We start from the raw sequence: 23,781 nt of genomic DNA, 5'->3' as shown, positions 1-23,781 counted from the left end.
CGTGGTAATATGAAAGCAATAATAATATGTTGGATTTTAGTAGCTGCTAAAATCACTGAAAATATGGGGTAAAAATAGCGATGAATATTAAAATTATTGGTGTCGGACGACTAAAAGAAAAGTATTTGAAACAAGGAATTGAAGAATACGCAAAACGTTTGAGCAAATTTGCAAAATTTGAAATTGTCGAAGTGCCTGACGAAAAAGCCCCCGAACAATTATCAGAGGCTGAAATGATTCAAGTTAAAGACAAGGAAGGCCAACGGATTCTCGACAAAATTAAAGACCGCGAATACGTTTTCGTGCTGGCAATTAACGGTAAAGAACGCTCAAGCGAAGAATTAGCCGCCGAAATCGACCAATTAGCGACATACGGTCACTCCGACATCACATTTGTCATCGGTGGTTCACTCGGAACCGCCGACGCCGTCAACAAACGAGCCAACGCCGCAATTAGTTTTGGCCGGTTTACACTGCCCCACCAGTTGATGCGATTAGTGTTGACGGAGCAGGTTTATCGGGCTTATATGATTAATGCGGGGAGTCCGTATCATAAGTGATGTGATTGAGCATTTTATTAGGTATGTTTCATGTCACTCGAAATACAAAAAGACGTCGCAATTTAGTTTGCGACGTCTTTTTGTATTTTCAATATTTGACATGTCATGACTGCTTACGGTATGTGGAGTATGACCTATAGATGAAGATAATCTATTCGCGTGCGGAGTGTTGCCAATGCATAGCTCGAGCATGCGCTAAGCTAAATTTGTGAATGTGGCTTTTAGGCGTGCGTGGCTGCGCATGACGTAAGCGACTGTAGCTATACCAATACACATGGTGACGGTGATCTTTCACACTTAAGTGGGTGCTTGTGGTTACCACATAAATGGTGTTACCAGATGCACTAACGGCTGGTGTAGTAGATATGAAAGTGCCGCCAATCGTGAACAAAGCGACCAATGTGAATAGCAATTTCTTCAAATGCATAAATTATATTCTCCCTATACTTATGTGCTAACAGTATAGCGAATTTTTATTAGTTTGGCGAGCTCGAAGTTGGGAACGTAAGGAACTTGTATTAGTAAGTAGTATTTTGCACTAGGCACTGTGATATTAATGTCAACTGATACCGACATTAATATCGCAGTGCTTTTGGATTGTAACCCTGAATCTGTTTATGTACCTCGTACAACAGCCAAGAAATCAGAAATGGTGGAATACATCACTTGTATTGCTGATATAACTTATCAAGAAGCGCGTAATCAGTACGTAAATCATGTTGGATACCAGGTTGATTATTCCATTGGGTAATGGCAAAAAGTTTGGATATTACAAACCATTTTTCGAGGGGCAAAATGTCATTTTCCGAAAAGGCTTGCCGGTACTGCTTGATAAATGATTGGACGAGCAATGCTTGAAATTCATCATCTTGCCGGTGATTGTAGATTTCATCGAAGTGGGAAATTGACTGCATCGCTTCGGCAATGATGACTTTGAATGGTGTAACTTCAAATTCAGTGAAGTTAAAATTATGGAAGTAACTATCGAAAATACTTTCCAATAGGGCATATTTATCAGTGTAGTGGGCGTAGAAAGTGGTCCGGTGGACCATTGCTGCATCGGCAATATCGTTAACTGTAATTTGCCGGAGTGATTTACTTTGTAATAAATTTAATAGGCTGTCTTTGAGCGTTTTTTCGGTGCGTCGGACCCGTAAATCGTCTGTTTTCATCGACAATATCCTCCATGTGTAGGTTAACTATACACCGTCTTACTTTTGCACGTATACATTTTGGCAGAAAATTATTAAATTAGTAGCTATTCGAAATGTGAAAAGGAGTGCTATTAATGCAAAAAGTATTGAAACGATGGGGTTCGTGGGTCGCCCAACATAAATGGCCAGTAATTATTATCTGGTTAGTGATGATGCTTGGCTTAGGCGTAGGGTTTGCCAAAGTGGGATCGAACTTTAATCCGGAATTAAAAATTTCAGGTTTGCCTTCGACGGAGATTCAAAAACCGTTGGAAAAAGATTTTGGTCAAAAAACCAGTAATGGTAGTTTGAAAATTGTCATCAAAGCTCATGATAAAACAACTTTGATGACTCCGAAGATGCAAGCGACGGTGGCCAAGACAGTTACTGATTTGCAAGCAGCGAACAAATCAATTAAGGGTGTTTCCAATCCTTATCAAACGAAAGTGTTTAGTAAAGATTTAACGACGACATATCTGGATGTATCATTCAGCAAGCAGGCCCGGCATTATACGTATGACCAAATTGCTAAGCTGGAAAAAATTGCTAAGCATAATTTGAAATTTGCCAAAGTTGAAGTTGAATTTTCCGGTAATGTCCAAGTATCTAAACCAATGGCGGAAGGAACTTCTGAAATAATTGGCATGGGGATTGCGTTTGTTCTGATGTTGATATTGTTCCGAGCAATTACCGCGGCTTGGCTACCAATTCTAAATGCAATTATTGGACTTGGCGCGGGTTTGCTGATTGTTTCACTCGGGACTAATGTTTTTGATGTGGCTAAAGTTGCGTCAACCTTAGCTATTATGATTGGCTTGGCAGTTGGGATTGATTATGCGTTGTTCATTATTAATCGTTATCGTGTCGAGAAGCAGCATATGGATAATTACGTCGAGGCAATCGGTAATGCGGTTGGTTATGCGGGATCATCAGTGCTCTTTGCTGGCGTCACAGTGATGATTGCGGTGGCTGGTTTGAGTTTTGTTGGCATCGATTTTTTGACACAGATGGGCTTAGCCTCGGCGATTAGCGTGTTATTTGCCATTCTTTCAGCGTTGACCTTGTTACCAGCGATGATTTCGCTGTTCCATCAGCAAGTAGCACCTAAACGTCAATCGCATAAAGTAGTTAAGCAGAGTCGGATTGCTAATGTAATCGTGAAATGGCCAGCAGTTGTCGCGATTGCTGGTATTCTAATCTTAGGTGGCTTAGCAGTGCCAGCAACACATATGCGCTTAGGCATGCCAAGTGATGCGGCGAAGCCAGCTAATATGACTGAGCGTAAAGCATATGACATTATGACCGATAAGTTTGGCGCCGGAATCAATGCCCAAATTATTGGGGTCGTTAAAACAACGAAGGATATGCAGCCAACTGATTTACAAAAGATTACTAGTGATTTAAATCAGACTAAGGGAGTTGCAATGGCGACACCGGCTCAGCTGAGTCCCAATGGTAAATACGCGCTGTTAATGATTATTCCAACGACGGGACCAACTTCAGACAAAACGAGTCAATTAGTGCATCGGTTGCGTGACTATGGCACAACGCTCAAAGATGAGACTGGTCTACGGTTATCGTTGACTGGTACCAATGTGGTGAATATTGATATTGTGAATAAGTTGAACAAGGCAATTCCTATTTTTGCGCTCATTGTGATTGTCTTGGCATTTATCTTGCTGTTGATTGTTTTTCAATCAGTTTTGATTCCATTTGTCGCTATGGTTGGCTTTGGCTTATCACTATTGGCAACGTTTGGTTTCACAACTTTAGTTATGCAAGACGGTTTTTTGAAAAATATCTTTGGTATCGGTCGGACTGCACCACTACTCGCATTTTTGCCCGTGATTGCAATTGGGGTCCTCTTTGGTCTTGCGATGGATTATGAAGTCTTCATGGTTGATCGGATTCGTGAAGAATACTTATTAACTGGTGATAATGTCAAAGCAGTTCAAGTTGGGGTCAAGGAAAGTGGTCCGGTAATTATTACGGCAGCGTTGATCATGGTTGCTGTCTTTGGGAGCTTTGTATTCACGGCCGATCCAACGATAAAATCAATCGGATTAGTCTTGGCATTTGGTGTCTTGTTTGATGCATTTATTGTCCGTTTAAGTCTGGTACCGGCGATGATTAAGTTGTTTGGTCGATTAAATTGGTGGCTACCAGGACGAAGCGCATATAATGGGTTCAAGCAAAAATAATAAAGTACTAATCGAATACTCTTATTAAGAAACTTTCTTGCTAGTAGAAAGTTTCTTTTTTTATGTGCGTGACCTGAAGTGAACTCCGGGGTCTAGCATAAAATATGTTGATATAAATTACACGGGATATAAAAAAGTCAAATTTGTTTGAGATAATAATAGTTATCTCAAAGGATTGGTGATAAAAATCACTTCGCAATGTAGGACTAACGAATGGTAAAACGAAGCAAGAAAAAATATAACGATGAAGCGCCAAAATAAATAGTAGAAGCAGACGACGTTGCAATAATAAAAAGGAATGGTGAATAAAATGTATGTAATTGAAATTAATGGACAATATGTGACTGGTGTAAGTTTTGGTACCCCAGATTTAACTTTTGATAAATTTAATGCTTTGAAGTTTAACAGTGAATTCGAAGCAACCACATTTTTGACGAATCAAAGTTATTTTGGTTCTGCGAATGTGGTATCGGCATACTAATACAGAAAGAAAATAGTCATGGAAGAATTAACATTAGACACGATTTTGCATATCGATGAATTGAAGAAAAAGTATGGGACTAAGCGAGTATTAGCGCGCTTCAACACTGATTTTGAGTATAACAACACAGAACTCAGTTTTAAGGATATGTATCTAAGTGATAATCCCTTGTTGAATGACTGGATGAATTCAACATATAGTGAAAAAGGGAAACGACGACAACAAGTAAATGATATTGTTTTACATTTTATTCAAATTGACCAAGACAAATGGCTTTTTGTTGATGCAATGCAGGTTTTTGTAGAAGAAGGGCACAATATTTCCGACCAAGATTGTCCTGATGTCACTTGGTCAACGGATAATAAACCAGTACAAGAAGTTAAAGGGTTGTTTAATCGATTGATTGTAAACAAACCCAAGACGCGAAACTGGATTTATAAGGATGAGAAGGCGAAAAATGTGATTGTTGATACAATCCTTGATTATTCTTACAAAGAAAGTCAGAAAAAGTTCCCTGGCTACAATCAAATTACCTTGAAGTACAATGAATTGAAAAATGTCATTTCAAGTAACGAGTGGAAATTAGCTTTGTCCGCGGTTTACGGAGTCTATGTGATAACTGATACTAAGACCGGCACATTATATGTAGGATCGGCGACTGGTGATGAGGGAGTGTATGGACGCTGGGACACTTATCTGACAGCTGGTTACGATAAAAATGAATTGGACGAAAATGGTAAGTATCCCAACAAAGAGCTTCAAAAAATTGTGGCTGAAGATGGGCTTCCATATATTCGAGAAAATTTTCGATACAGTCTTATTGAAATTTTTCCAAAAACTGAAATTGGGCACCGCGATGCCCTTGAACGAGAAAGTCATTGGAAGAATGTATTAGATACCCGAGCACATGGATATAACGCCAATTAATATTGTTTCACGTGAAACGCAAGTTGGAAATTAAGCGTAGTTACTTGTGATATGGAAGTTCATACGATAAGATAAGCAGCTAGAATGGTCGGTAATCTGATTTTAGGGCTCTATTCCGTCTGACGTGGAATTTATAAAATGTGATGAGATGTATGATGCCACTGCGTGCCTGAAAATCACATTGTGCACCGAAATGGAAGCACATGCCCAAGCCAAAGGGCGGTCTTGGGCAATTCGGGATAGCTGGCAGTCTAATGGCTAAAGCCAAAAGACTGCTCATCTACCCTCAGCGACAAACCTGACACATGGTGTCAAGTTCGTCCCATTTCGGTGTAAAGCCTGGCGGCCACAATGTGATTTTCAGTCACTCCGCTAGATAAGCGTTGAACTATTGATTACCGCTAAACTTGCAGCGACAAGGATTACGGCATATTACTAGTCAGAATATCTACGCAAACTAACGAAGAGGCTGGAACCAGGCTGGACTTTAGCTCGCACCGTGATGGCATAATCAGTAACGGGTTTCGTTACTGATTATGGATTTGTGAAGATGGTTGCCGCGTTAGCGAACCAAGCTTCGCAAACATTTGAAGACCGCACTGTGGCTTCAAATGCTTGTCTTCCATCACGGTGTCCAGACTGGTTCCAGCCTCGTAGTGGGAATCAATCTGAGACACGTATCCAAATTCCACGTTAGAAAAAATTTAGCCGATTTTAGCTGCTTTTTTGACCAAAAATAACTAGCAATGTCTTTCTATCGACGGATTGGTGATAACGTAATACACTTAGCGTAGTAACGATATTACATAGTAACGGAAGTAGGCACATCAAATGAAATTCAATGAGATAGTTAAAATAAAACGTCAAAAGTTGAAGTTAACGCAAGACCAGTTAGCTGGAAAAGTATTGGTTAGTAGTAAAACTGTTTCAAATTGGGAAACGGGTAAAACGATACCCGATCTGGAAAGTGCCATTCGCTTAGCTGGATTGTTTGGAACATCACTCGACGAATTATTGCTCAACAAATCAGATAATGATAGCGTGGAAATCAGCACCGAAAAGTGGAAATATAAAGGCGAAAATATTTTTGAAAATATCGCTCACTTTTTTGATAACATTGCGATAATTTACTTAACTGTCGACAAGTCACGCAGTCCCAAAAAAGATGAATTGCTGCATCAAGAACTTACGGCATTTAATGAATGGCGTATCAAGTTCAATAGAGAAATTAGTTTCTCGTTGTATGGGGTTCTAACTAAGCAAGAAAAAAATTTGCGGGATTCATTTATGGATATTTTATATAACATATATGATGTTGAATACACACTTTATCCATTACAATGGGAAAATAAAGGGTTATATTTAGCTTCAACTAAGAATGGTAATTTTGATTATGTCGGTTTAAATAATTTTGGTGGTAATGCGAGTCAAAAAATTGAAGCTGTTAGAAAATATCTGGATAGACTCGAACGAGAACAAAGTAAGGAAAGATGTACCATTACAGCGTATCGAGATGAAATTGTGAAAGACTTAATTGATCAGATTCAACAGGAATATAATTTAGCAATCGCAACTAATGTATTCGATGATTTGGAACCATATGTATTGCAACACACATATCATCAATTTTTCTATCAACAAAGTACGGAATTGGTGGCACGACAAGAGCAAGTCATCACTGAAATGAAAAAGCGATTGACTGAAGCAAATCAAAACATCATGAAGTTTAGCCAAAAACTGAATGAAGCGGATGTCGAAATGGTCAAAGATTTAGAATATCTTGAAAAAAGGCGTAACTTTATTCAAAAACAAATTGAATTATTGATCGCAAATCAAGCTAGCTTAATTCTTTTGAACGGCAATAGTTTAAGTGATATGACTGAATTTATAAAAATTAATCAATTACACGATCGCGAAATCATCAAAAAATTGACCGAAGCTGAACGGCTAATGAAAGTATATTGGGCCGAAGTTACTGACTATGATATTGCTGTAGTAATTTAATGTCAGACGTTTTTCAAATGGTGGTGCTAAATAGCCTTTACGAATTTTATTTAATATTCATTCGAGGGCGAGTATTAAATCAGTTATTTGGAAAAATTAAAATTTTGAGTATTTGAACGACGATTGCTTAGTCAATTGTCGTTTTTTCATGTATATGGATATTTATTGCACGCAATTGGAAAAGTCGAATAACAAAAAGTTCAAATTTGTTTGAGATAATTTCAAATTTTGGCCGACTCACTGTTAATCGTGTAAGCCGGTCATTTTGTGTTAATGGTTATATACATGAAAACAGAGTGCCCGCGTTGGATACTCTGTTAAAATCTTGTAGCTACAATTTACGAAAAATCAAGTGATTGAAAAAAGCCATTTTAATGTACTCTTCCCGGTGCGACACGGCGAGTTCGAGCTGCATCATATTGTCATACCAGTCAGTGTCATATTTTCGTGCACTATTTTGCGAAAGCGCATAAAAATTACGAATAGCAGTAATGTTGACAAGCTCGTAACCCGCTGTGGTCATCCAAGCAATTAGTTCTTCGTTTTCATAAGTATGAATGTCTCCATGATTTACTGATGAGCCAATGCCGCCATTCAACTCTGAAAGTGCTTGTGCTGGATCATCTTGTAAGACTGCCATTGCCATTACTCGGCCAGCCTGGTTGTGCTTCACGACTGAAACCAAGCCACCGGAGCCTTGATATTTACTTAATGACGTAATTATTGCTTCGCGATTGTCCGCATACTCAAGCACATTATGGATGAAAATCATATCAAACGAAGCATATAGTCTACTTAAGGAATTTTGAAAAGCATTCAAGTTACCAGACAGCTGAGTGTATTCATTATCGGAAAAGCGCATAGCTAATTCATCTGTATTCGGCTCATATGCCACAACATCATTATGTTCAGCATAGTGATTACTTGTTTTACCAAAGCCGCTTCCAAAATCAAGGATATGCTTATCAGTTAACGAAAAGTGTTCAAGTTCTTGCCATAGGATATCATAGAAAATTTTACCCCACGGATAAGTAGTGACGTTATCGTAATAGCCTTTTATATTCATGCGGGTTCTCCTATTTTTTAACTAGATGCAATGTTTGTATGATGGTAAATGCAGTTGTCGCGATTATCATCAAGCTTCCAAGTGATGTGTAATTATAACCTTTAGCTATTTACTATCTGTTATGATAATAAAACAGGGACACTTACATAAAAACGGACAAGATAGGCTAATGATGGCCACTTTAAAATGGAGAAGATAGGATGAATAAAGCATACTTTGAATTACGCGCTGCATTACCTGGTCAGCAGATTAAATTCAAAACTTCGGACTTGGAGGCAATCTGGTTTATCTCAGGCAAGCAAGCGCGCCGACGCTTGGCGAAATTACAGGAACAGAAATTACTAAGTTACCACCCCGGGCGTGGCCGTGGGCACCTGTCAGTGATTGATTTCACACGTAATTTTCAAGATGAAGTCACAGTGACAATTCAGCGGGCACTGCAATTACAGGATAGCGGAGCCCTATTATTCATCATGCAATTGGATCTACCTACCAGTTGGCTATATCCTTTTCATAAAGCGTTCGAAGAAAATTTCGGGTTTCAACCTGCTAGTGGTACTACGCAAATTCTACGCCAAATCTCAAGCCGGCCGGTAACTAGCCTTGATCCGTTAAGCGTTTCGATTTATCGTGAGGCAATGTTGGTTAAGCAAATAGGTGATACACTAGTTAATCTTGAAGATGGCGAATTAGTCGGGAATCTCGCACACCACTGGCAGAGTAATTCTGATGCGACTACTTGGACGTTCTATTTGCGAAAGGGTGTCAAATTTCATAATGACAAGCAATTCACCGCACATGACGTTGAATTGACCATGCAACGTGTGATACACGAGTATGGTTCATCATTTTGGCAACTAGAAAATCTTCAACATATTGAAGTTGTTGACGACTACACAATACGCTTTACCTTCAGCCAAAGTGAGTATCTGTTCGCGCGATTCTTGGTAGATGAGAAATATACTATCGTTGATTATGATATTCCCTTTGACCCAGGGCACTGGGTTGGTACTGGCCCATTTATGCTTAAAAGTAATACCCCCAAAGTATTTTCAATGGTCGCAAATGAAAACTATTTTGGCTTTCGTGCCTTGGTCGATGTCGTCGAGTATCACGTTGCTGATCTGCCGAAGATTGCGGATAAAATATACAATCCAAATGACTTTAGTGACGTGGAATACCAAACAATTATCAAGGAAAATAAGGGGGCTGAATTTATAATTGCGAATATGCATCGTAACACGATTATTCAAGATATCCATGTGCGCGAAGCATTATATGAACTGATTGACGCCACAAAATTGAATGGATTACATGGACGACCAGCAAGCCACTACTTTGCGGAAGACTCAGTGGTTGCAATGAAGTCTGTTGAACGGGCAAAGGAAGCGCTTAAGCGGTCTAATTATGCGGGAGAATCGCTAACAGTAGCTGTATTGGCTCTTTTTATTGACGCGGTCACTTTTGGGGATGCAATTAAAAAAGCAGCGAAAAGTATTGGGATTAATATCAATTTGATTTATTATTCATTTGAAAGCGAGTATTATACCGACTATTTGGAAAAGAATGCGGACTTAGTGATGTTAGCGGATATACCGGTGAATGATGATGCATTGGCATATTTAGAATTCGTGGAAAATCCCTCATTGTTAGTTCAAAGAATGTTGGTCAGCGAACAGAAAAAAGTACTGGAAAAGATGCTAGTGGAATATAAGAGTTTGCCCACGCAAATGGAACGTCGTGACGTATATTTAGAGATTGATAACTGGTTGATTACCAACTATTATCTTATCTATACGATCCACGCTACCGTTGAAGCATTTGTACATCCAATGCTGGCGAACGTGGCCAAGATTTACGATTACAAAAATGCGTGGCAAGTTCCAATAGAAGAATTAATTCGTGAAAAATAAAAAAATTTATTAGTTTCTTCAAAAATATAAAGTAAAATTATCTACAAAGAGTTTTTAGAAAGTGCGTGTAGTTCAGCGAAGGGTGAAGTTATGATTATTAATCCAACTAAGAAGGCATTACCAATTTTCAATAAATTAGTTAAAGTGGAAGATGGCAACGAAGCGAAAGTAGTTGCGACCGCCAATCCTTTCTTTTCATGGCATGCAAACTATTACAATGTGAACCGTAAGAAGGTTTTAATTTTAGTGAATGATGCAACGTATGCGACCGTTGTTTTATATGATATCAATGCTAATAATAAAGGTAATTTAGTAACCTACATTGAAGAAGGTATTAAGCGCGCATTCAAAATTGCGGGTATTAGTGATACTGATATTAAAAAATATTTTGCCGTTGCGGGTGGGCTGGAAGTTAATGCGGGTTTTAATCGGCAAGTAACAGGCATTATTACTAATATGATTTTGATTTCAGAAGAAGGGTGGTTAATTAATCCACAAGAACTGCTGCAAGTGAACCTGATGGACCGCTTGATGCAGATTCCGTATAAGCAAAAAAATTATATTTATGCGAAAGAAGCGGTTAAAGAAGCCTTTAAAGCGGAACTTAAAATCGTGGTGCCAGATACTACGGAACTTGAGAAAAATGCGTATAAGTTGAATAAAACTTGGCGTGACTACCATCAGTGGGATAAATATGAAGATGATCAGTCGTTGCTCGAAGATTATGAGATGCGGTATGAAAAGGTCGCAGACGAAGTAAAGGCCAATAACAAAATCTTGTTGGCTGAATTTAAACGCTACTTAACTGAATCAGAGGGACTTAGTAAGAAGGTAGTCAATAAACATGCGGATAATGTGTTGTTGTATGTTGATGAATTTTCACTTTACTACACAATTAAAACGCCGTTAAAAGTAGCTGATGATGTTATGGAATTTTTGATGGATTGGTATCCTCGTAAGATTGCGTATGGTCCAGCGGAAGTCAAAAGTGCTGGCACATCGATGAAAAAGTTTTTGAAATTTATGGAAATGGCTGGTGAAATTTCCAAGAGCGATGTTGAAGACGGCAAGGAAATGATCAGTAATGGTGTTGAATTAGGCGTTGAACATATGCAAGTCATCGATAATATGACGGATTTTTGGTGATAATTAATACAGGCACTCATAGTAAAAAAATATTGGTGCTGGGACATAAATTGTCCAGCCCACAAAACAAGCCGGATTTCTCCTTATCTTAGTAAGGGAGAAATCCGGCTTGTTAACGTGCGGCAAAAGGCTACAGATAGCCCTTTGTCCCACTGCCAATGGTTTTATTTGTTTAGATATTCTTCAAGTAACTTGATTTCGAGTTCTTTTTGTTTGCGACCGATATTGTATGCCAGGACTTGGGATTCAGACATTTGGTAGCTCCAGGTCGAAAAAACATCATCCATGTTGTCGAGGTATGAATGCAAATTGCTGATTTGCTCGGTAATTTGTTTAATTACAACCGCTTCATCGTAGTATTCGCCAAAATACAAGCGCGTCATGAAATCTGATTTCAAAGTATCTGGGGTCATTGCTGAGACAAGGTAAGTTTGAAAAGCAGCTTCACCGTCTGTAGTAATGTGGAAGACGTTTTTATCGGGTTTACCAGATTGGGCAATGGTTTCTTTTTCAATGTAGCCCAAGCCTTCAAGGCGCTTTAATGTTGGATAAACAGTGCCGTATGATCCGTCAAAAAACATCGAAAATACGGTTTTGAATTGTTCCATAATTTCGTAACCAGTTCGCGGCCGTTCCTTAATAATTCCTAAAACAATATCATTACCTTTCATTTTGCCACCTCATTTGAATTCTTCATATTCACATTATACATAGATTTACGCAAGCGTGCTCACTTTATCGTTGCGCTTTTTTCCTTTGAAAATGAAGGTGGCTAAGATTGAAGCAATAACTACGGGTAGTGCCATGCCGTACAAACTCAAGAAGGCGGTTTGCGCGTTGTTTTTAGCGTGGTTACCAATGCTGGTAGCTGTGTGAGCGACGGCAAGATTAATTTTGGTGACGGTTGCGTGCACTTGTTTGGTAACTTGGGCGTGAATGGCTGCCGTAACCGTAATTGGGGCATTTGCTGGTAAATGTTGTTGCTTCAGGACTTGTTGATAGTTCGTTGCAACGAGTTGTGCTTCATCTTTTTTGGAAATTGCTGGCTTGTTATTCGAATTGGCTTTACCAGCTGCAAGTTGTTGGTGAACGGCCTTTGTCATCGTCGTTTTCGCAGCAGTTGGGATAGCCAACTTACTGATTTGCGTGTCAGCGTAATGTTCTGATTTGGTCGTTTCGTGAGTTAAATTGGTCGTCAAGGTTGAGACAAAAATGGCGACTGCCAAAACGGAACCAATTTGGCGGAGAACCCCAATAACGCTTTGAGATGCCGTCAAAAGTTCGCCAGTGAAATCCGATGCAGCAATCACGGTAATTGGACCAGCAATGGCACCATACCCAAAGCCAATAACAACATCAGCAATAATTAATTGGGTGTATCCATTTGTCACATCTAAGTGCCAGAGCAAGAAATAACCGACTGCCAAACTAATAAAACCAATTAAGAAGAGCACCCGCACACCGATTTTTTCCATCAATAATGCGCTAAGCGGTGCCATGATGAAGATGAGTAGCGAAACGGGCGTTATTAGTAAAGCGGCTTTGAACTCAGTTGTACCTTGTACGCTGGTTAAATATGTTGGCAATAATACCATAACAGCGACTAAAAATAATTGTACCAAGGTCATGGTCAGCGCGGCACCATTGAAGTTCCGATTTTTAAATAGTTCAAAGTTAATCATTGGTGAAGCGGCGTGGCGCTCATAAATAATAAAGGTAAGCAGGGCAATGACAGTAGTGACAAACAATGCAATGATGCGAACTGAGCTCCAACCCCAATCATTTCCCTGGATTAAACCAAGCGTCAAACTGAAAAGCGTAATCATTAAAAAGAGGGAACCGAGCCAGTCAATTTTGCCGTTAACGTGGCTTTCGTTTTTCAAGGGGAGGTTAATGGCAATTAGGATGACTGACGCCAAGACAATTGGGACATTGACGAAGAATACCCACCGCCATGAAAGATAGGTGGTAATAATCCCACCTATTGTAGGCCCGAGGGCTGCGGCTAAACCTTGAGTGATACCAAGTGACAGCAAGATTTTGCTGCGTGATTGCATGTCAACTAAACCTAAGGCAATCGTCATTGATGCCGGAAAGACAATCGCACCACCAATTGCTTGTAATCCACGGGCAGCAATTAAAATTGGTACATTCAGGGCTAACCCACTGGCGAGTGAGCCGGTGCCAAATAGGATTAAACCTAAAAGATAAAGTTTGTTGCGACCGGAAATATCCGCTAGTCGTCCGAGCGGAATCATCAAGACGGCAAAGGTAATTGTATAAATGTTCAATGCCCACGATAAATCAGGCAAAGAAACGTGTAAGCCAGCCTTAATGGCAGGTAGAGCAATGTTCATAATTGTGGTATCAAGCATTACTAGGAAGGTTCCCAATGCTAATGCCACGATCGAAACACGAGTTTTCAAATTCATGGTTTTCTCCAATTTATATTCATAATGTTTATATGTGTTGAAGTTAATATAAACAATGTTAATATGAATGTCAACAAAAAGATATTAATAATGTGAATATAAAACTATGATTGTTCGTTGAGGCGACCAATCAGGCTTTTTCAGGCGCCCAAAAATTATGGCTTTTTTATATTTTAATATTTATATATTTCTTTATTTAACCAAGCTTAAAACGTAGAAGTACCAGGTGATACACGGATTAAAGCATACAATAAGTACAGTTAACTGCAACACCGCTACCATTAAAAATAACGTAATCGGAGATATGGGTAACGTGAACATGTGTAAAGACAACATAAATACATGCAAAATTCCAAGAATACAGGAAATTTGACGAAGGGCAACGTAAATACAGTTAAAAATGTGGCCAAAGCAACGTAAATACATGTTTTGCTAGTTACGACAACGTAATTACAATGTTCCCGTTAATAAATCACTTACCTAGACAGGATATGACTACCACTGCTTGTAAAATATGTATTTACGTTATATAAAACGACTTTTTGTTTCTTTTTAGTTACATATGGGCGCGGATGAGCAACTAAAATACATATAGTTGAGGAATCGATAACTAAAATACGGCCGAAAAATAACGTAAATACATGAAAATATAGAAACGACAACGTAAATACATACAGAATTGGGTGAGTTGCTGATTCAAGCTAGCACAGTTTATACTTGTTGTATGAGTTATGACGGGAAGGCGGTGAGGTACCAATGAAGGTTACGAGATTAAGTGATAATCAGCAGAGTTTGTTTGAAGTTGTGGAAGTCCAGACGGCGGAAGTCCAATTAGCACGGCAAACGACCAAGTCAAACGCGATGATTCAGACATCAAAGCATGACTTGAGCGATAAACAAATCAAGATCGTGGACTACCTGATTTCCAAAATCAATCGGGATGATGAAGGTTTTGACACTGTCTGGACTAATATTAACGAACTGAATCGGGTGTTAAAATTTGGGCAAGGTACAGCGAATATTAATTCCACGAAAGAGGCAATCAAGTCGCTATTTGGCATGACCGTGACGTTTGTTGAAGATGAGGGTGAGCGAACGGTTTCGTGGCTTGATGAGATGTTTGTGTACACTACTAAAGTTGATGATGTTGCTGGTAAACACAAAAAGAACGATGTCCGGTTACGCTTAAAGCCTGATTTGGCGCCATATGTCTTAAATCAACGATCACATTTTACAAGCTATCGCCTTGGTGAAGAAGTTGATATTCGTGGTCGCTACGCTTTGCTCTTGTTTCAGTTAGGGAAATCAGCAATAAACGCAGCGGGGCAAAATGATGGTACGGGGGCAGTTATTTTTACAGTTGCGGAAATCATGAACTACTTTCTGAAAAAAGGAACAACGTATGCGTGGTCGAATTTTAACCAACGAGTTTTAAAAACTGCAGTTCGCGAAGTTGAACACAAAACGGATATGCGAATCGAGATTCAGACAATATTGAATGGTCGTGAAGTTGTTGAAGTTGCAATTGGTTTTCGGACTAATTCAGCAGACGCACCAGTGATTACGGCGATTGAATATGATGGAATGGATAATCCTGAAGATCAGCTACGCCAGTTAATATCTGTTTACCCTCGGGTTGATGCTAACTCAGAAAAAAACGCGCTAATCGAATTAGTCGGATTAGTAAATCAAGGTGTTAAGTACGAGGATATTTTGCAGGGAGCTACCAATTATGCGGTGGTGGTTAAAGCACCAGATTTTAAGTCGCAATTCACCCATGGGTTAGTTCGTTTCTTGGCTGAGCGAGAATTTATGGCGTATCTGGTTACGAAGCCACACCGTACGCGTGAAACCGCACCAAAATATCCAAAATCAGCAACTTCTGCAACAGCAGACATGAAAGAAAAGAAACAAGCAGTGGCTGATCGTTTGCATGCTTTGCGAGGACATAAAGAATCAGACTAAGACATGATGTACCTGTTAAAAATCGTCAAAAAAGCGAGCCTCACACCAGTATCAGGTGTGAGACTCGCTTTTCATGTATAAATCTTGTTATTTAATCGCGCGTAAAAGTTCAATCAGGTCGTTTTGTTGAGTGGCGGTCAATGGGGCGACTAACTGGGCATAGACATCTTCACGGGCAGCATTGAAGGCATCGACAACAACCTGACCTTTATCAGTGATGAAAAGCTCTTTGTTGCGGGTGTTATTTGCTGGAATTTTTCGGGTGAGCAAACCATCAGTTTCGAGTTTTTTCAAGAAAGCGGAGACCGTTGCGGCTTTGCGCTGCATAATGTCGACGATGTCTTTTTGGATTAAGCCGGGTTTATTGGCAATTAGCGATAAGAGAATTGCTTGGTGGGGTGTGACACCGAAATCGGTTAATTTTGCGCTCAGGACACTTTGTTCTTTTATATTAATTTCACGGATTAGTGAACTGATAAGTGTAGCATTATTTTCTGTCATGATATTACCTCATAATTAGTATATCAAATTATAGTTAGATGCACTAATTGTTTGACACCCTAATTAAATAAGTGTAGAGTGGCAAACAGTTAGTGATACTAACTAAATGGATTTAATAAACGTAAAATAAAGAAAAGACGAAGGCGAAAATTATGACAGAAGAAACAACTAAACTTACAATGAATCCTAAAATCGTCGAATTTCAAGCCGGCTTACGTGCGAAGTATGCTGAAGCCAATAAAACTGCTAAAAAAGGCCAAATTGATTTCGTCGGTTCATCGCTGATGGAAATTTTCCCTATCGAAAAGATGCAGCAAGAACAAGATTTGGGGTTAGATAAAGCCATTTATAACCGTGGCGTGCGGGCAACAACGACCGCGGATTTGCTGGCACACATGGACACATTAATTTTTGATTTAGCCCCCAGTAAAATTTTTATCAATATCGGATCAAATGATATTGGTTTTAAGGTACCAGAAGTAACATTTTTAGCTAACTATGCTGAAATTATGCGACAAATTAAAGCTAAACTCCCGGAAACAAAAGTTTATGTGATGGCTTACTATCCAACGAATCAGGTTGATTTTGGACAGGATGCTGATGATATAAAACTTAATCAACGCCGTGGCAATGATCGCATGGCTGAATACAATGCTAAAGTTGAACAGCTGGCGGCGGATAACGGTTTGACGTTTATTAATGTGAATGCTGGGTTAACTGATGATAATGGCAATTTGCGTAAAGAATTGACGGTTGATGGTGCCCACATGTTACCGGCCGGTTTTGAAATTGTGCTAGCAAATTTGCAACCATACTTAGCTTAAAGTTAGTCAAAAAATCAGCCGATTCCCTGCGTGTGATTTTTTATTATAAGGTATACTTAAATAAAAATAAAAAGCGATTTGAGGGATTAATATGAAAAACGTTAAATTGGAAGATGTTGTTGAACACATGGACCTTGCCGATGATGAACATAGTGCTTGGTTTAATCCAGCGACAGGTGAGATTAGTTTTGAATATGATGAATTAGCACTACCTGAGGATGAGGAACCCTGGGTTGAGTTGCCTGGTGGGGACGATATTGATGAATATGGCATTATGCAAGATTTTATCGATACTTTACCATTCTCACAAATCGCGTATGCTCAAGAATTAGATGATGCAATTCAAGGCAAAGGCGCATTCCGGAAGTTTAAGGATAAAGTAATCAAACTGAAGCTTGATCAAGATTGGTATACGTTTAAAGATGCGGCCTTTACTGAGATTGCCAAGGAATGGGCTACTGAGTACAAAGTGCCATACACTGAATAAATTTAATTGCCAGTAAATACGGGGGAGGGACATAACTTCCAACCCACAAAATAAGCCTGATTTCTCCTTACAAAGGTAGAAATCAGGCTTATTAACGTGCGACAAAAGGTTTCGCACGTGGATTTTTACGAGTGTTTTAAAACAATATTCAACTCTAATTCAAAAAATTAAACATGTGCAGTAGCAGTTTCAACTTCATTAACGTATGCAATGATTTGTTCAATTGTCACAAACGGAACGGATTTTTTATCAGCTAATTCGCGCAAGCCATCGCGACGCATCATGTGACCGTCTGCTTGTAAAACTTCGATGATCACCGCGGCTTGACTTCCACCGGCCAAACGGGCAAGTTCAACGGAACCTTCAGTGTGGCCTTGGCGTTCAGCAAGCAATCCAGGTTGGGCAATCAATGGTTGGATGTGCCCCGGAGCGTTGAAGTCGCTGCGCCTGGCGGTTGGCTTGGCAATTTTGTTCAATGAAGCTGCCCGGTCAAATGCACTAACACCGGTCGTAACACCAGTTGCGGCTAATGTACCGTCAATTGTAAAAGTAAAAGGCGTACCATTTGGATCAGTTGAATGTTCAAGCATGGGGTGTAATTCAAGCTGAGTAGCAATGGGACTGGATACAGCGACACACATCAAACCGCGGGCTGTTCCTAACATGTCATTAACTGTATCAGGAGTGATACGATCAGCCAACGCCACAAGATCACCTTCATTTTCAAGGTTTTCATTGTCAGCCAAAACGATGTAACCGCCATTGCGGAGTGTTGCTAATGCTTCATCGATAGTATTAAACATGTTTAACTTCCTCTTTCTTTTACGTGGATTAATTTTTGGTATACGTTCATTTAAGCACAGGAATACTGAAGTGTAAATGTAAAAATGCGTACATTAATCAAGATAATTATTTCACATATAACCAAAAGGCGAACTATCCAATGGAAAGAGAATGGAATGTACGAATGTGAGTGGAGTACGAACGATAAGCCATTTGTTGTAGAAGTTAAACTAAATTAAAAATAGTTGGTAGTATACGTAGTTTTTGATGCTATTAAAATATTTAAACTAGCGTAATTGCTTCCAAGCAGTCACGATAATTGCGAAAACGGTTGCCAACGATTGTGTTCCATCACTATTGAGCCATTGTTTAAAAGCAACTTGGAAAATGACCCCAGCGCTTTTCGCCGCTAAAGTCGCTGCAACGGGCTCGAATTCTTGCGCCAAAGTTTGGGCCAATTGATTAGTCACGAATTCGTCTTTAAGGAGTTCGCGTTCTTGTAAATCAGGTTCCGATTGAATAATTTCGTTACGTTTCTTGGCACCGGCGTGTAAATCTTGAAACATTGTCTGGGCGATAAATGAGTAAGCATCGATAGCCTTTCCCATTACGGTAGTGGCGGTACTTTGTGTAAGACCTTGCTGATGAGTAGTGACATATTCATCTGTACGCCCGAAAAAGACTTCACTTTTATCTGCAAATTGGCGGAAGAAGGTACGTTCAGTGACGCCAGCGCGGTCGGCAATTTGTTGGACGGTTGTATGCTGATAGCCTTGGCTCGTTATTAATTCGACGGCGGCACGTTTTAATTTTTCTCTACTTGTAGTCATAATTTTATTTATTATTTTCCCTTGATGTCAGAAACTGACAGTGATATACTTGCGAAATGTCAGAGACTGACATCTTAGATATATTTTAACAAAATTAGACGCGCAATGCTAGTAAAGTAGCGATATGGAGGCCTTATATGAAAGCAGCAGTTATTAAAAATTTAGGTGATACGCCAAAGTACGAAAATTTTCCCACACCGAGCGTAAATGCGGGCGAAGTTGCCGTTAAGGTAAAGGCAGTCGTTTTGGATTACGCGCTCAAAGGAATTACATCTGGAATTCACTTTGCTAGTAAACAATTCTATCCTAAGTTGCCAGCAGTTGTTGGGTACACAGGAATTGGCGAGCTTGCAGATGGAACGCTTGTGAATATCCGCGGCATAAAGCCACCATTTGGCTCATTGGCGGAAACGGTGGTGATACCACAAAATTTCGCCACGCCTATTCCTAAGGGCGTGAGCGCAGAACAAGCTGCCGCGATTCCATCGGCAGCGTTAAGCTCACTTGTGCCATTACAAAATGCTGCCAAACTCCAAGCCGGTGAAACCGTGTTGATCAATGGTGCCACGAGTGTTTCTGGGATGTTGGCTGTTCAAATTGCCAAGAATCTTGGTGCCGGCCGGGTTGTCGCAACTGGTCGGAATGCCGCATCGGGCGAAAAATTACTGACACTGGGAGCTGATGCGTTTATTAATCTTGATCAGCCAGATGAGAACGTTGTTGCGGATTTAAAGAATGAAGCTGGTGATGGCTACGATGTAATTCTCGATTATCTCTGGGGACACCCAGCTGAACTGATTGTTAGCACCTTTACACCCGCTGGCATGGGCGTTCCAAGTAAGCGAACTCGTTTCGTGTTGATTGGCGGCTTAGCTGGAAAGACTGCCGCAATCACGGGTCAAAGCTTGCTAACTTCTGGTCTTGAAATTTACGGAATGGGCGCACAAGCAACGCCCGAAGCCCGGATTGAAGGGACTAAGTTAATCTGGGGAATGCTACAACAAGGCAAATTAAGCATGGAAATTGAAACGCATGCGCTGGCTGATATTGAAACAGCATGGAATACAGAACAACATGGCAAGCGAATTGTGATTGTTCCTTAAGTGCTTGTTAACGTGCGATAAAGGACTGTAACCATTGATATAACCGTCTTTTGACCCGCTTCCTTTCACGGCCGAATATAATAAAAATAGCCACAGAAATTTCCTGATTGGAATTCCTGCGGTTATTTATCGTACGTATTTTCATATGTCCAAGTGGGAATATATGAATGTAGGGGGTGAAAAATGCGCTGTTCCCACAAAAAATGTCGCCAGCTTGTAGTTAAACTAAATTTGTTTCCCGACTTACTTCACGTCTTTGCCCCACCGCTTTAAAGTCTTAAGAACTGATTTGCGGAAAAGTTTTGGGTGCGCGCGGGCAACGTAAACGATAAGGCGATCGCTGAGTGAGTTGAAATACCGGCGCTTTGGTTTACTATCAGTTGCGGCGGCATAGAAGACTTTTGCTAAATCTTCGACGGTTGCGCTCATACCCTGGGCATCGGAATCGAGAGATTTTCCCATTAAATCGACAAAATCAACGTAGGGTGAATTTGGCTGCAAATTCTTGCGCACATTTTCCATGGCTGTTGCACCCCAAGCAGATTGGGTACCACCCGGTTGGACAATGATTGAGCGGATGCCAAATGGTTGTACTTCGATATCTAAGGTGTCGCTCCATTGTTGTAATGCGGCTTTTGAAGCGTGGTAGTAGGCACCAAGTGGGGAATAAGCATCACCACCGATTGATGAAATATTAACAATTCGACCAGATTTTTGGGCACGCATCGTTGGTAAAACTAACTGGGTTAATTCCGCCGCGCCAAAGAAGTTAGTTTCAAACTGTTTGCGGGCATTGGCGAGCGAAACATCTTCAATCGGACCATTTTCACCGTAACCGGCATTATTAATTAGGACGTCGATGCGATTTTGTTCAGTTAAGATGGTCTGAATGAAGTGTTGGTTAGAAGTTGAATCAGTGACGTCTAACTTGAGTGCGTGGACATTAGTGCCAGTGGGAATATTTTCAACGTGGCGAGCACCGCCATAGACAATCCAGCCTTGGGCAGCGAATAATTCTAAGGCGGCTTTGCCCATTCCGTTAGATGCGCCGGTAATAGCGACGATTTTTGGTAGTGTCATGAATTTTTCACCTCATTTTTAATAGTTGAGTACGAAACTATCAGTCGTACTCGCTTAGCTCATTAATTGCGTTTAGTAAATTATGGTGTTACAGTTGTAACTAATTTCAAGATGTGACAAGTGTAACTTTGATAGTTAAAAGGTACAATAGCTTCAAAGCAGAATGTGACAAAAGAGGAGAATGTGTAAATGGCGAGTGAAGTTAATGGAACGCAAGCATATTTATTGGGCGCAATTGAACGGCTTTTGAAAAAGAAGTCATTTGAGGATATTTCGGTGAGTGAATTAACCCGTGTGGCGGGAATCTCGCGGATGACATTTTACCGGCATTATCAAAATATCACGGACGTTTTAACGACGGAAATGAATAAATTGGTGGGTGAATTAGAGCAGGATGAAAACCTACAGACGACGGATTTTTATGCAGCAATTGTGTATTATATGCATTTTTTGAGTGACCATGCCGATTTCATTAATCTTTTGTTACGTGCAAATCAGCAAACCGTGTTACGCGACAATATTGCGAAAGTTTTGGCGGTATTATCCAGTAATAAACCACAGTTGAAAAATTTTAACGAACGCGAGATGCAATATTACGTCAAATATCACGCAACCGGTTTAACGAGCGTCATCGTTGAGTGGATTGAACGTAACCAGCCAGAAACACCGGAAGAATTAGCGACGTTCTTGGAAAAGAATACTGACGGCGTCGGATAAAAAGTTGCCAACATGCTTGCGAAATTTTTTTTAGTGGGAACCAGACTGGGTACTCAAACAACTGCATCAAATTTAGAATCCCATTAACCGTATTGCCAGCACTATACATGCGTTTCCTGCTATATGAGTGTTAATAACAACAAAGAAGCCAAAAACCTTATTACATCAAGGCTTTTAGCTTCTTTTCTTTATCCATTTCTCTAAAAAAACCGATATATATGTCAACTGACAACCAGCTTCCCATTGACTTAATCTTCTTGGTTACTACTAATGACATTGTCGACCCAACGCTTTGAGAAACCATAACGTTGAGCTAAACTAATGGAATTTGTTCCATCGTACTCATTAAGGATTAAATGTGCCACATTTTCTGCGCTATATATGCGTACCGGAAAGTTTACTTGTAAGCCTCTAAACTCTTCGACAAGCTCCCAGAATAATTCTTCCTGACCATTTACCGCATCATATATTTGACGATAAGGTCCGTTTAACCCTTGTCTAATTACTTGTTCGTCCATCATCTTTGTCCTCCTTTAAACTTCTTTTTATATGGCTAATATGTTTCATGAAAAATATTGGTATTTATTTAATTACTCAACTACAATGAAATTAATAAACTTGGAGATACTTACTATGCAAATTGGACCCGCACTACGTAAAATACGAATGAATCGCCACCTTACTGCAGCTCAAATTTACGAGGGCATTATGAGTCGCAATGCTTACAGTGCTTTTGAAAACGGCAATTCGGATACCAATTCAGCTAACCTACTTGCCTTAATTGCCCGGTTAGGTATCAAGTATGAAGAACTTGGGGCGATGCTTGATACATCTGACGCAGATGAATTATCTGTCAGATCTTTTGACTACCGTAATCAAGTGGTAGCTGCATACTCCAAACAGGATAGTGATAAATTACGTCAACTACTCGAAACTGTCCAAATCGAATATCAGCTTACTAACTACATTCGGTACTGGCATATTATTTTATGGATTCAAGGTTACCAATCTAACTTTGATCGTGAATCGCCAGCTGCTGTAGAAATGCGACAGTACCTTTTTACCGTTGAACACTGGTATTCGTATGAGTATGTGATGCTGTCATTCTTTACTTGGACATTTGATTCGCAAGGTGCCTTTGAACTCCGTAATTCAATACTTACCCAAGCTTCTGCGATTAATACACGGCGAAAAGATATTCAAGCTACTTATCAAAATCTCGCCAATATATTACGCATGCAAATCATTGACAAAAATTATGCAAATGCTCACGTAATGCTCGATGAGTTATTTGCATTAAAATACCCCAACTATGACGTTTTTCCTTACTTATCTCTGGAACTGTATGGCGCAATGCTGGAATATTATGAAGATTCTCACCATAATACCGACCGTTTACTAAAGCACAAAACACTTATTGAGACGCTCCAACAATTAGGATCCATGCCTTTTGCGCCAGTGCTGTTACGTGACTTAGAAACCGCGTTAGCATATCAGGATGGTTCGCACCTCGCTATGTAATAATAGTAGCTTGGTTTCCGGACTTTCGCTTATGATGCCCAGAAACT

23 protein-coding genes are annotated in these 23,781 nt (G+C 39.9%); 13 read left to right on the top strand and 10 right to left on the bottom strand.

All coding sequences use genetic code 11. The features are described from left to right. Positions 1-80 precede the first annotated feature (80 nt). Positions 81-560 carry a 23S rRNA (pseudouridine(1915)-N(3))-methyltransferase RlmH gene (gene rlmH, locus EQG49_RS07105; protein ID WP_133363321.1) on the top strand — a complete coding sequence of 160 codons (480 nt, stop codon included), beginning with the start codon at positions 81-83 and terminating at the stop codon, positions 558-560. Positions 561-711: 151 nt separating this feature from the next. Here rlmH and EQG49_RS07100 read toward each other — a convergent pair whose 3' ends face one another. Together EQG49_RS07100 and EQG49_RS07095 are read right to left on the bottom strand one after the other, a co-directional pair. Continuing rightward, the gene (locus EQG49_RS07100) at positions 712-987 is read right to left on the bottom strand and encodes a hypothetical protein (RefSeq protein WP_133363320.1); all 276 of its coding nucleotides are present in this window, start codon (positions 985-987) and stop codon (positions 712-714) included. A 235-nt stretch (positions 988-1,222) separates the two neighbouring features. After that, positions 1,223-1,732: a TetR/AcrR family transcriptional regulator gene (locus tag EQG49_RS07095; protein ID WP_133363319.1), complete on the bottom strand. Its 510-nt coding sequence runs from the start codon at positions 1,730-1,732 to the stop codon at positions 1,223-1,225. A 116-nt stretch (positions 1,733-1,848) separates the two neighbouring features. Between EQG49_RS07095 and EQG49_RS07090 the strand changes: the two genes are divergently transcribed. From EQG49_RS07090 to EQG49_RS07080, 4 genes are all read left to right on the top strand, one after another. Beyond that, positions 1,849-3,954: an MMPL family transporter gene (locus tag EQG49_RS07090; protein WP_133363318.1), complete on the top strand. Its 2,106-nt coding sequence runs from the start codon at positions 1,849-1,851 to the stop codon at positions 3,952-3,954. Positions 3,955-4,264: 310 nt separating this feature from the next. Then, a complete protein-coding gene (locus tag EQG49_RS13705) occupies positions 4,265-4,435 on the top strand; it encodes a hypothetical protein (RefSeq protein ID WP_165964819.1) in 171 nt (56 codons plus the stop codon). A gap of 18 nt (positions 4,436-4,453) precedes the next feature. Beyond that, positions 4,454-5,362, top strand: a complete 909-nt coding sequence (locus EQG49_RS07085) for a GIY-YIG nuclease family protein (RefSeq protein ID WP_133363317.1) — start codon at positions 4,454-4,456, stop codon at positions 5,360-5,362. 831 nt (positions 5,363-6,193) lie between these two features. Continuing rightward, the gene (locus tag EQG49_RS07080) at positions 6,194-7,366 is read left to right on the top strand and encodes a helix-turn-helix transcriptional regulator (RefSeq protein WP_133363316.1); all 1,173 of its coding nucleotides are present in this window, start codon (positions 6,194-6,196) and stop codon (positions 7,364-7,366) included. 331 nt (positions 7,367-7,697) lie between these two features. Here EQG49_RS07080 and EQG49_RS07075 read toward each other — a convergent pair whose 3' ends face one another. Beyond that, positions 7,698-8,432, bottom strand: coding sequence for a methyltransferase (locus EQG49_RS07075; protein WP_133363315.1), 735 nt, complete (start codon positions 8,430-8,432; stop codon positions 7,698-7,700). Between the two features lie 200 nt (positions 8,433-8,632). On the opposite strand from EQG49_RS07075, the gene EQG49_RS07070 reads away from it, so the two are divergent. Together EQG49_RS07070 and EQG49_RS07065 are read left to right on the top strand one after the other, a co-directional pair. Beyond that, positions 8,633-10,345 (top strand): ABC transporter substrate-binding protein, encoded by a 1,713-nt coding sequence (locus tag EQG49_RS07070; protein ID WP_133363314.1) that lies wholly within the window; start codon positions 8,633-8,635, stop codon positions 10,343-10,345. 90 nt (positions 10,346-10,435) lie between these two features. Beyond that, the gene (locus tag EQG49_RS07065) at positions 10,436-11,491 is read left to right on the top strand and encodes a DUF6933 domain-containing protein (protein WP_133363313.1); all 1,056 of its coding nucleotides are present in this window, start codon (positions 10,436-10,438) and stop codon (positions 11,489-11,491) included. A gap of 164 nt (positions 11,492-11,655) precedes the next feature. Here EQG49_RS07065 and EQG49_RS07060 read toward each other — a convergent pair whose 3' ends face one another. Both EQG49_RS07060 and EQG49_RS07055 read right to left on the bottom strand, forming a co-directional pair. Beyond that, a complete protein-coding gene (locus EQG49_RS07060; RefSeq protein ID WP_133363312.1) occupies positions 11,656-12,162 on the bottom strand; it encodes a PadR family transcriptional regulator in 507 nt (168 codons plus the stop codon). A 45-nt stretch (positions 12,163-12,207) separates the two neighbouring features. After that, a complete protein-coding gene (locus EQG49_RS07055; protein ID WP_133363311.1) occupies positions 12,208-13,923 on the bottom strand; it encodes a DHA2 family efflux MFS transporter permease subunit in 1,716 nt (571 codons plus the stop codon). A 756-nt stretch (positions 13,924-14,679) separates the two neighbouring features. On the opposite strand from EQG49_RS07055, the gene EQG49_RS07050 reads away from it, so the two are divergent. Next, complete coding sequence (locus EQG49_RS07050) at positions 14,680-15,888, top strand: replication initiation protein (protein WP_133363310.1); 1,209 nt, start codon at positions 14,680-14,682, stop codon at positions 15,886-15,888. A gap of 87 nt (positions 15,889-15,975) precedes the next feature. Here the strand turns inward: EQG49_RS07050 and EQG49_RS07045 are convergent, their stop codons facing one another. Further along, positions 15,976-16,389: a MarR family winged helix-turn-helix transcriptional regulator gene (locus EQG49_RS07045; RefSeq protein ID WP_133363309.1), complete on the bottom strand. Its 414-nt coding sequence runs from the start codon at positions 16,387-16,389 to the stop codon at positions 15,976-15,978. A 152-nt stretch (positions 16,390-16,541) separates the two neighbouring features. On the opposite strand from EQG49_RS07045, the gene EQG49_RS07040 reads away from it, so the two are divergent. Next, the gene (locus EQG49_RS07040) at positions 16,542-17,213 is read left to right on the top strand and encodes a GDSL-type esterase/lipase family protein (protein ID WP_133363308.1); all 672 of its coding nucleotides are present in this window, start codon (positions 16,542-16,544) and stop codon (positions 17,211-17,213) included. Positions 17,214-17,304: 91 nt separating this feature from the next. Beyond that, positions 17,305-17,700: a UPF0158 family protein gene (locus EQG49_RS07035; protein WP_133363307.1), complete on the top strand. Its 396-nt coding sequence runs from the start codon at positions 17,305-17,307 to the stop codon at positions 17,698-17,700. A gap of 167 nt (positions 17,701-17,867) precedes the next feature. On the opposite strand, the gene ribB is transcribed toward EQG49_RS07035, so the two are convergent. Next, entirely contained in the window at positions 17,868-18,503 is a 636-nt protein-coding gene (gene ribB / locus EQG49_RS07030; RefSeq protein ID WP_133363306.1) for a 3,4-dihydroxy-2-butanone-4-phosphate synthase, read from the bottom strand. 267 nt (positions 18,504-18,770) lie between these two features. After that, positions 18,771-19,313 carry a TetR/AcrR family transcriptional regulator gene (locus EQG49_RS07025; protein ID WP_133363305.1) on the bottom strand — a complete coding sequence of 181 codons (543 nt, stop codon included), beginning with the start codon at positions 19,311-19,313 and terminating at the stop codon, positions 18,771-18,773. Positions 19,314-19,450: 137 nt separating this feature from the next. Here EQG49_RS07025 and EQG49_RS07020 point away from each other — a divergent pair, with 137 nt between their 5' ends. Continuing rightward, entirely contained in the window at positions 19,451-20,416 is a 966-nt protein-coding gene (locus tag EQG49_RS07020; protein WP_133363304.1) for a quinone oxidoreductase family protein, read from the top strand. Between the two features lie 243 nt (positions 20,417-20,659). On the opposite strand, the gene EQG49_RS07015 is transcribed toward EQG49_RS07020, so the two are convergent. Next, positions 20,660-21,496, bottom strand: coding sequence for an SDR family NAD(P)-dependent oxidoreductase (locus EQG49_RS07015; RefSeq protein WP_133363303.1), 837 nt, complete (start codon positions 21,494-21,496; stop codon positions 20,660-20,662). A gap of 189 nt (positions 21,497-21,685) precedes the next feature. Between EQG49_RS07015 and EQG49_RS07010 the strand changes: the two genes are divergently transcribed. Next, on the top strand, positions 21,686-22,213 hold the full coding sequence (locus EQG49_RS07010; RefSeq protein WP_133363302.1) for a TetR/AcrR family transcriptional regulator: 528 nt from the start codon (positions 21,686-21,688) through the stop codon (positions 22,211-22,213). A 248-nt stretch (positions 22,214-22,461) separates the two neighbouring features. Here the strand turns inward: EQG49_RS07010 and EQG49_RS07005 are convergent, their stop codons facing one another. Next, positions 22,462-22,734, bottom strand: a complete 273-nt coding sequence (locus EQG49_RS07005; protein WP_133363301.1) for a Mor transcription activator family protein — start codon at positions 22,732-22,734, stop codon at positions 22,462-22,464. A gap of 28 nt (positions 22,735-22,762) precedes the next feature. On the opposite strand from EQG49_RS07005, the gene EQG49_RS07000 reads away from it, so the two are divergent. After that, complete coding sequence (locus tag EQG49_RS07000; RefSeq protein WP_133363300.1) at positions 22,763-23,734, top strand: helix-turn-helix domain-containing protein; 972 nt, start codon at positions 22,763-22,765, stop codon at positions 23,732-23,734. Positions 23,735-23,781: the final 47 nt, after the last annotated feature.

The sequence above is a fragment of the Periweissella cryptocerci genome, assembly GCF_004358325.1.
Lineage (GTDB): Bacteria > Bacillota > Bacilli > Lactobacillales > Lactobacillaceae > Periweissella > Periweissella cryptocerci.
The sequence above is the reverse complement of the archived record's forward strand: the minus strand, read 5'-3'. Positions and strand labels throughout refer to the sequence as shown.

What these genes read in the sequence shown, in the direction of transcription:
- rlmH (WP_133363321.1), top strand. Translation starts at nt 81, where the DNA reads ATGAATATTAAAATTATTGGTGTCGGACGACTAAAAGAAAAGTATTTG.
- EQG49_RS07100 (WP_133363320.1), bottom strand. Translation starts at nt 987, where the DNA reads ATGCATTTGAAGAAATTGCTATTCACATTGGTCGCTTTGTTCACGATT.
- EQG49_RS07095 (WP_133363319.1), bottom strand. Translation starts at nt 1,732, where the DNA reads ATGAAAACAGACGATTTACGGGTCCGACGCACCGAAAAAACGCTCAAA.
- EQG49_RS07090 (WP_133363318.1), top strand. Translation starts at nt 1,849, where the DNA reads ATGCAAAAAGTATTGAAACGATGGGGTTCGTGGGTCGCCCAACATAAA.
- EQG49_RS13705 (WP_165964819.1), top strand. Translation starts at nt 4,265, where the DNA reads ATGTATGTAATTGAAATTAATGGACAATATGTGACTGGTGTAAGTTTT.
- EQG49_RS07085 (WP_133363317.1), top strand. Translation starts at nt 4,454, where the DNA reads ATGGAAGAATTAACATTAGACACGATTTTGCATATCGATGAATTGAAG.
- EQG49_RS07080 (WP_133363316.1), top strand. Translation starts at nt 6,194, where the DNA reads ATGAAATTCAATGAGATAGTTAAAATAAAACGTCAAAAGTTGAAGTTA.
- EQG49_RS07075 (WP_133363315.1), bottom strand. Translation starts at nt 8,432, where the DNA reads ATGAATATAAAAGGCTATTACGATAACGTCACTACTTATCCGTGGGGT.
- EQG49_RS07070 (WP_133363314.1), top strand. Translation starts at nt 8,633, where the DNA reads ATGAATAAAGCATACTTTGAATTACGCGCTGCATTACCTGGTCAGCAG.
- EQG49_RS07065 (WP_133363313.1), top strand. Translation starts at nt 10,436, where the DNA reads ATGATTATTAATCCAACTAAGAAGGCATTACCAATTTTCAATAAATTA.
- EQG49_RS07060 (WP_133363312.1), bottom strand. Translation starts at nt 12,162, where the DNA reads ATGAAAGGTAATGATATTGTTTTAGGAATTATTAAGGAACGGCCGCGA.
- EQG49_RS07055 (WP_133363311.1), bottom strand. Translation starts at nt 13,923, where the DNA reads ATGAATTTGAAAACTCGTGTTTCGATCGTGGCATTAGCATTGGGAACC.
- EQG49_RS07050 (WP_133363310.1), top strand. Translation starts at nt 14,680, where the DNA reads ATGAAGGTTACGAGATTAAGTGATAATCAGCAGAGTTTGTTTGAAGTT.
- EQG49_RS07045 (WP_133363309.1), bottom strand. Translation starts at nt 16,389, where the DNA reads ATGACAGAAAATAATGCTACACTTATCAGTTCACTAATCCGTGAAATT.
- EQG49_RS07040 (WP_133363308.1), top strand. Translation starts at nt 16,542, where the DNA reads ATGACAGAAGAAACAACTAAACTTACAATGAATCCTAAAATCGTCGAA.
- EQG49_RS07035 (WP_133363307.1), top strand. Translation starts at nt 17,305, where the DNA reads ATGAAAAACGTTAAATTGGAAGATGTTGTTGAACACATGGACCTTGCC.
- ribB (WP_133363306.1), bottom strand. Translation starts at nt 18,503, where the DNA reads ATGTTTAATACTATCGATGAAGCATTAGCAACACTCCGCAATGGCGGT.
- EQG49_RS07025 (WP_133363305.1), bottom strand. Translation starts at nt 19,313, where the DNA reads ATGACTACAAGTAGAGAAAAATTAAAACGTGCCGCCGTCGAATTAATA.
- EQG49_RS07020 (WP_133363304.1), top strand. Translation starts at nt 19,451, where the DNA reads ATGAAAGCAGCAGTTATTAAAAATTTAGGTGATACGCCAAAGTACGAA.
- EQG49_RS07015 (WP_133363303.1), bottom strand. Translation starts at nt 21,496, where the DNA reads ATGACACTACCAAAAATCGTCGCTATTACCGGCGCATCTAACGGAATG.
- EQG49_RS07010 (WP_133363302.1), top strand. Translation starts at nt 21,686, where the DNA reads ATGGCGAGTGAAGTTAATGGAACGCAAGCATATTTATTGGGCGCAATT.
- EQG49_RS07005 (WP_133363301.1), bottom strand. Translation starts at nt 22,734, where the DNA reads ATGATGGACGAACAAGTAATTAGACAAGGGTTAAACGGACCTTATCGT.
- EQG49_RS07000 (WP_133363300.1), top strand. Translation starts at nt 22,763, where the DNA reads ATGGCTAATATGTTTCATGAAAAATATTGGTATTTATTTAATTACTCA.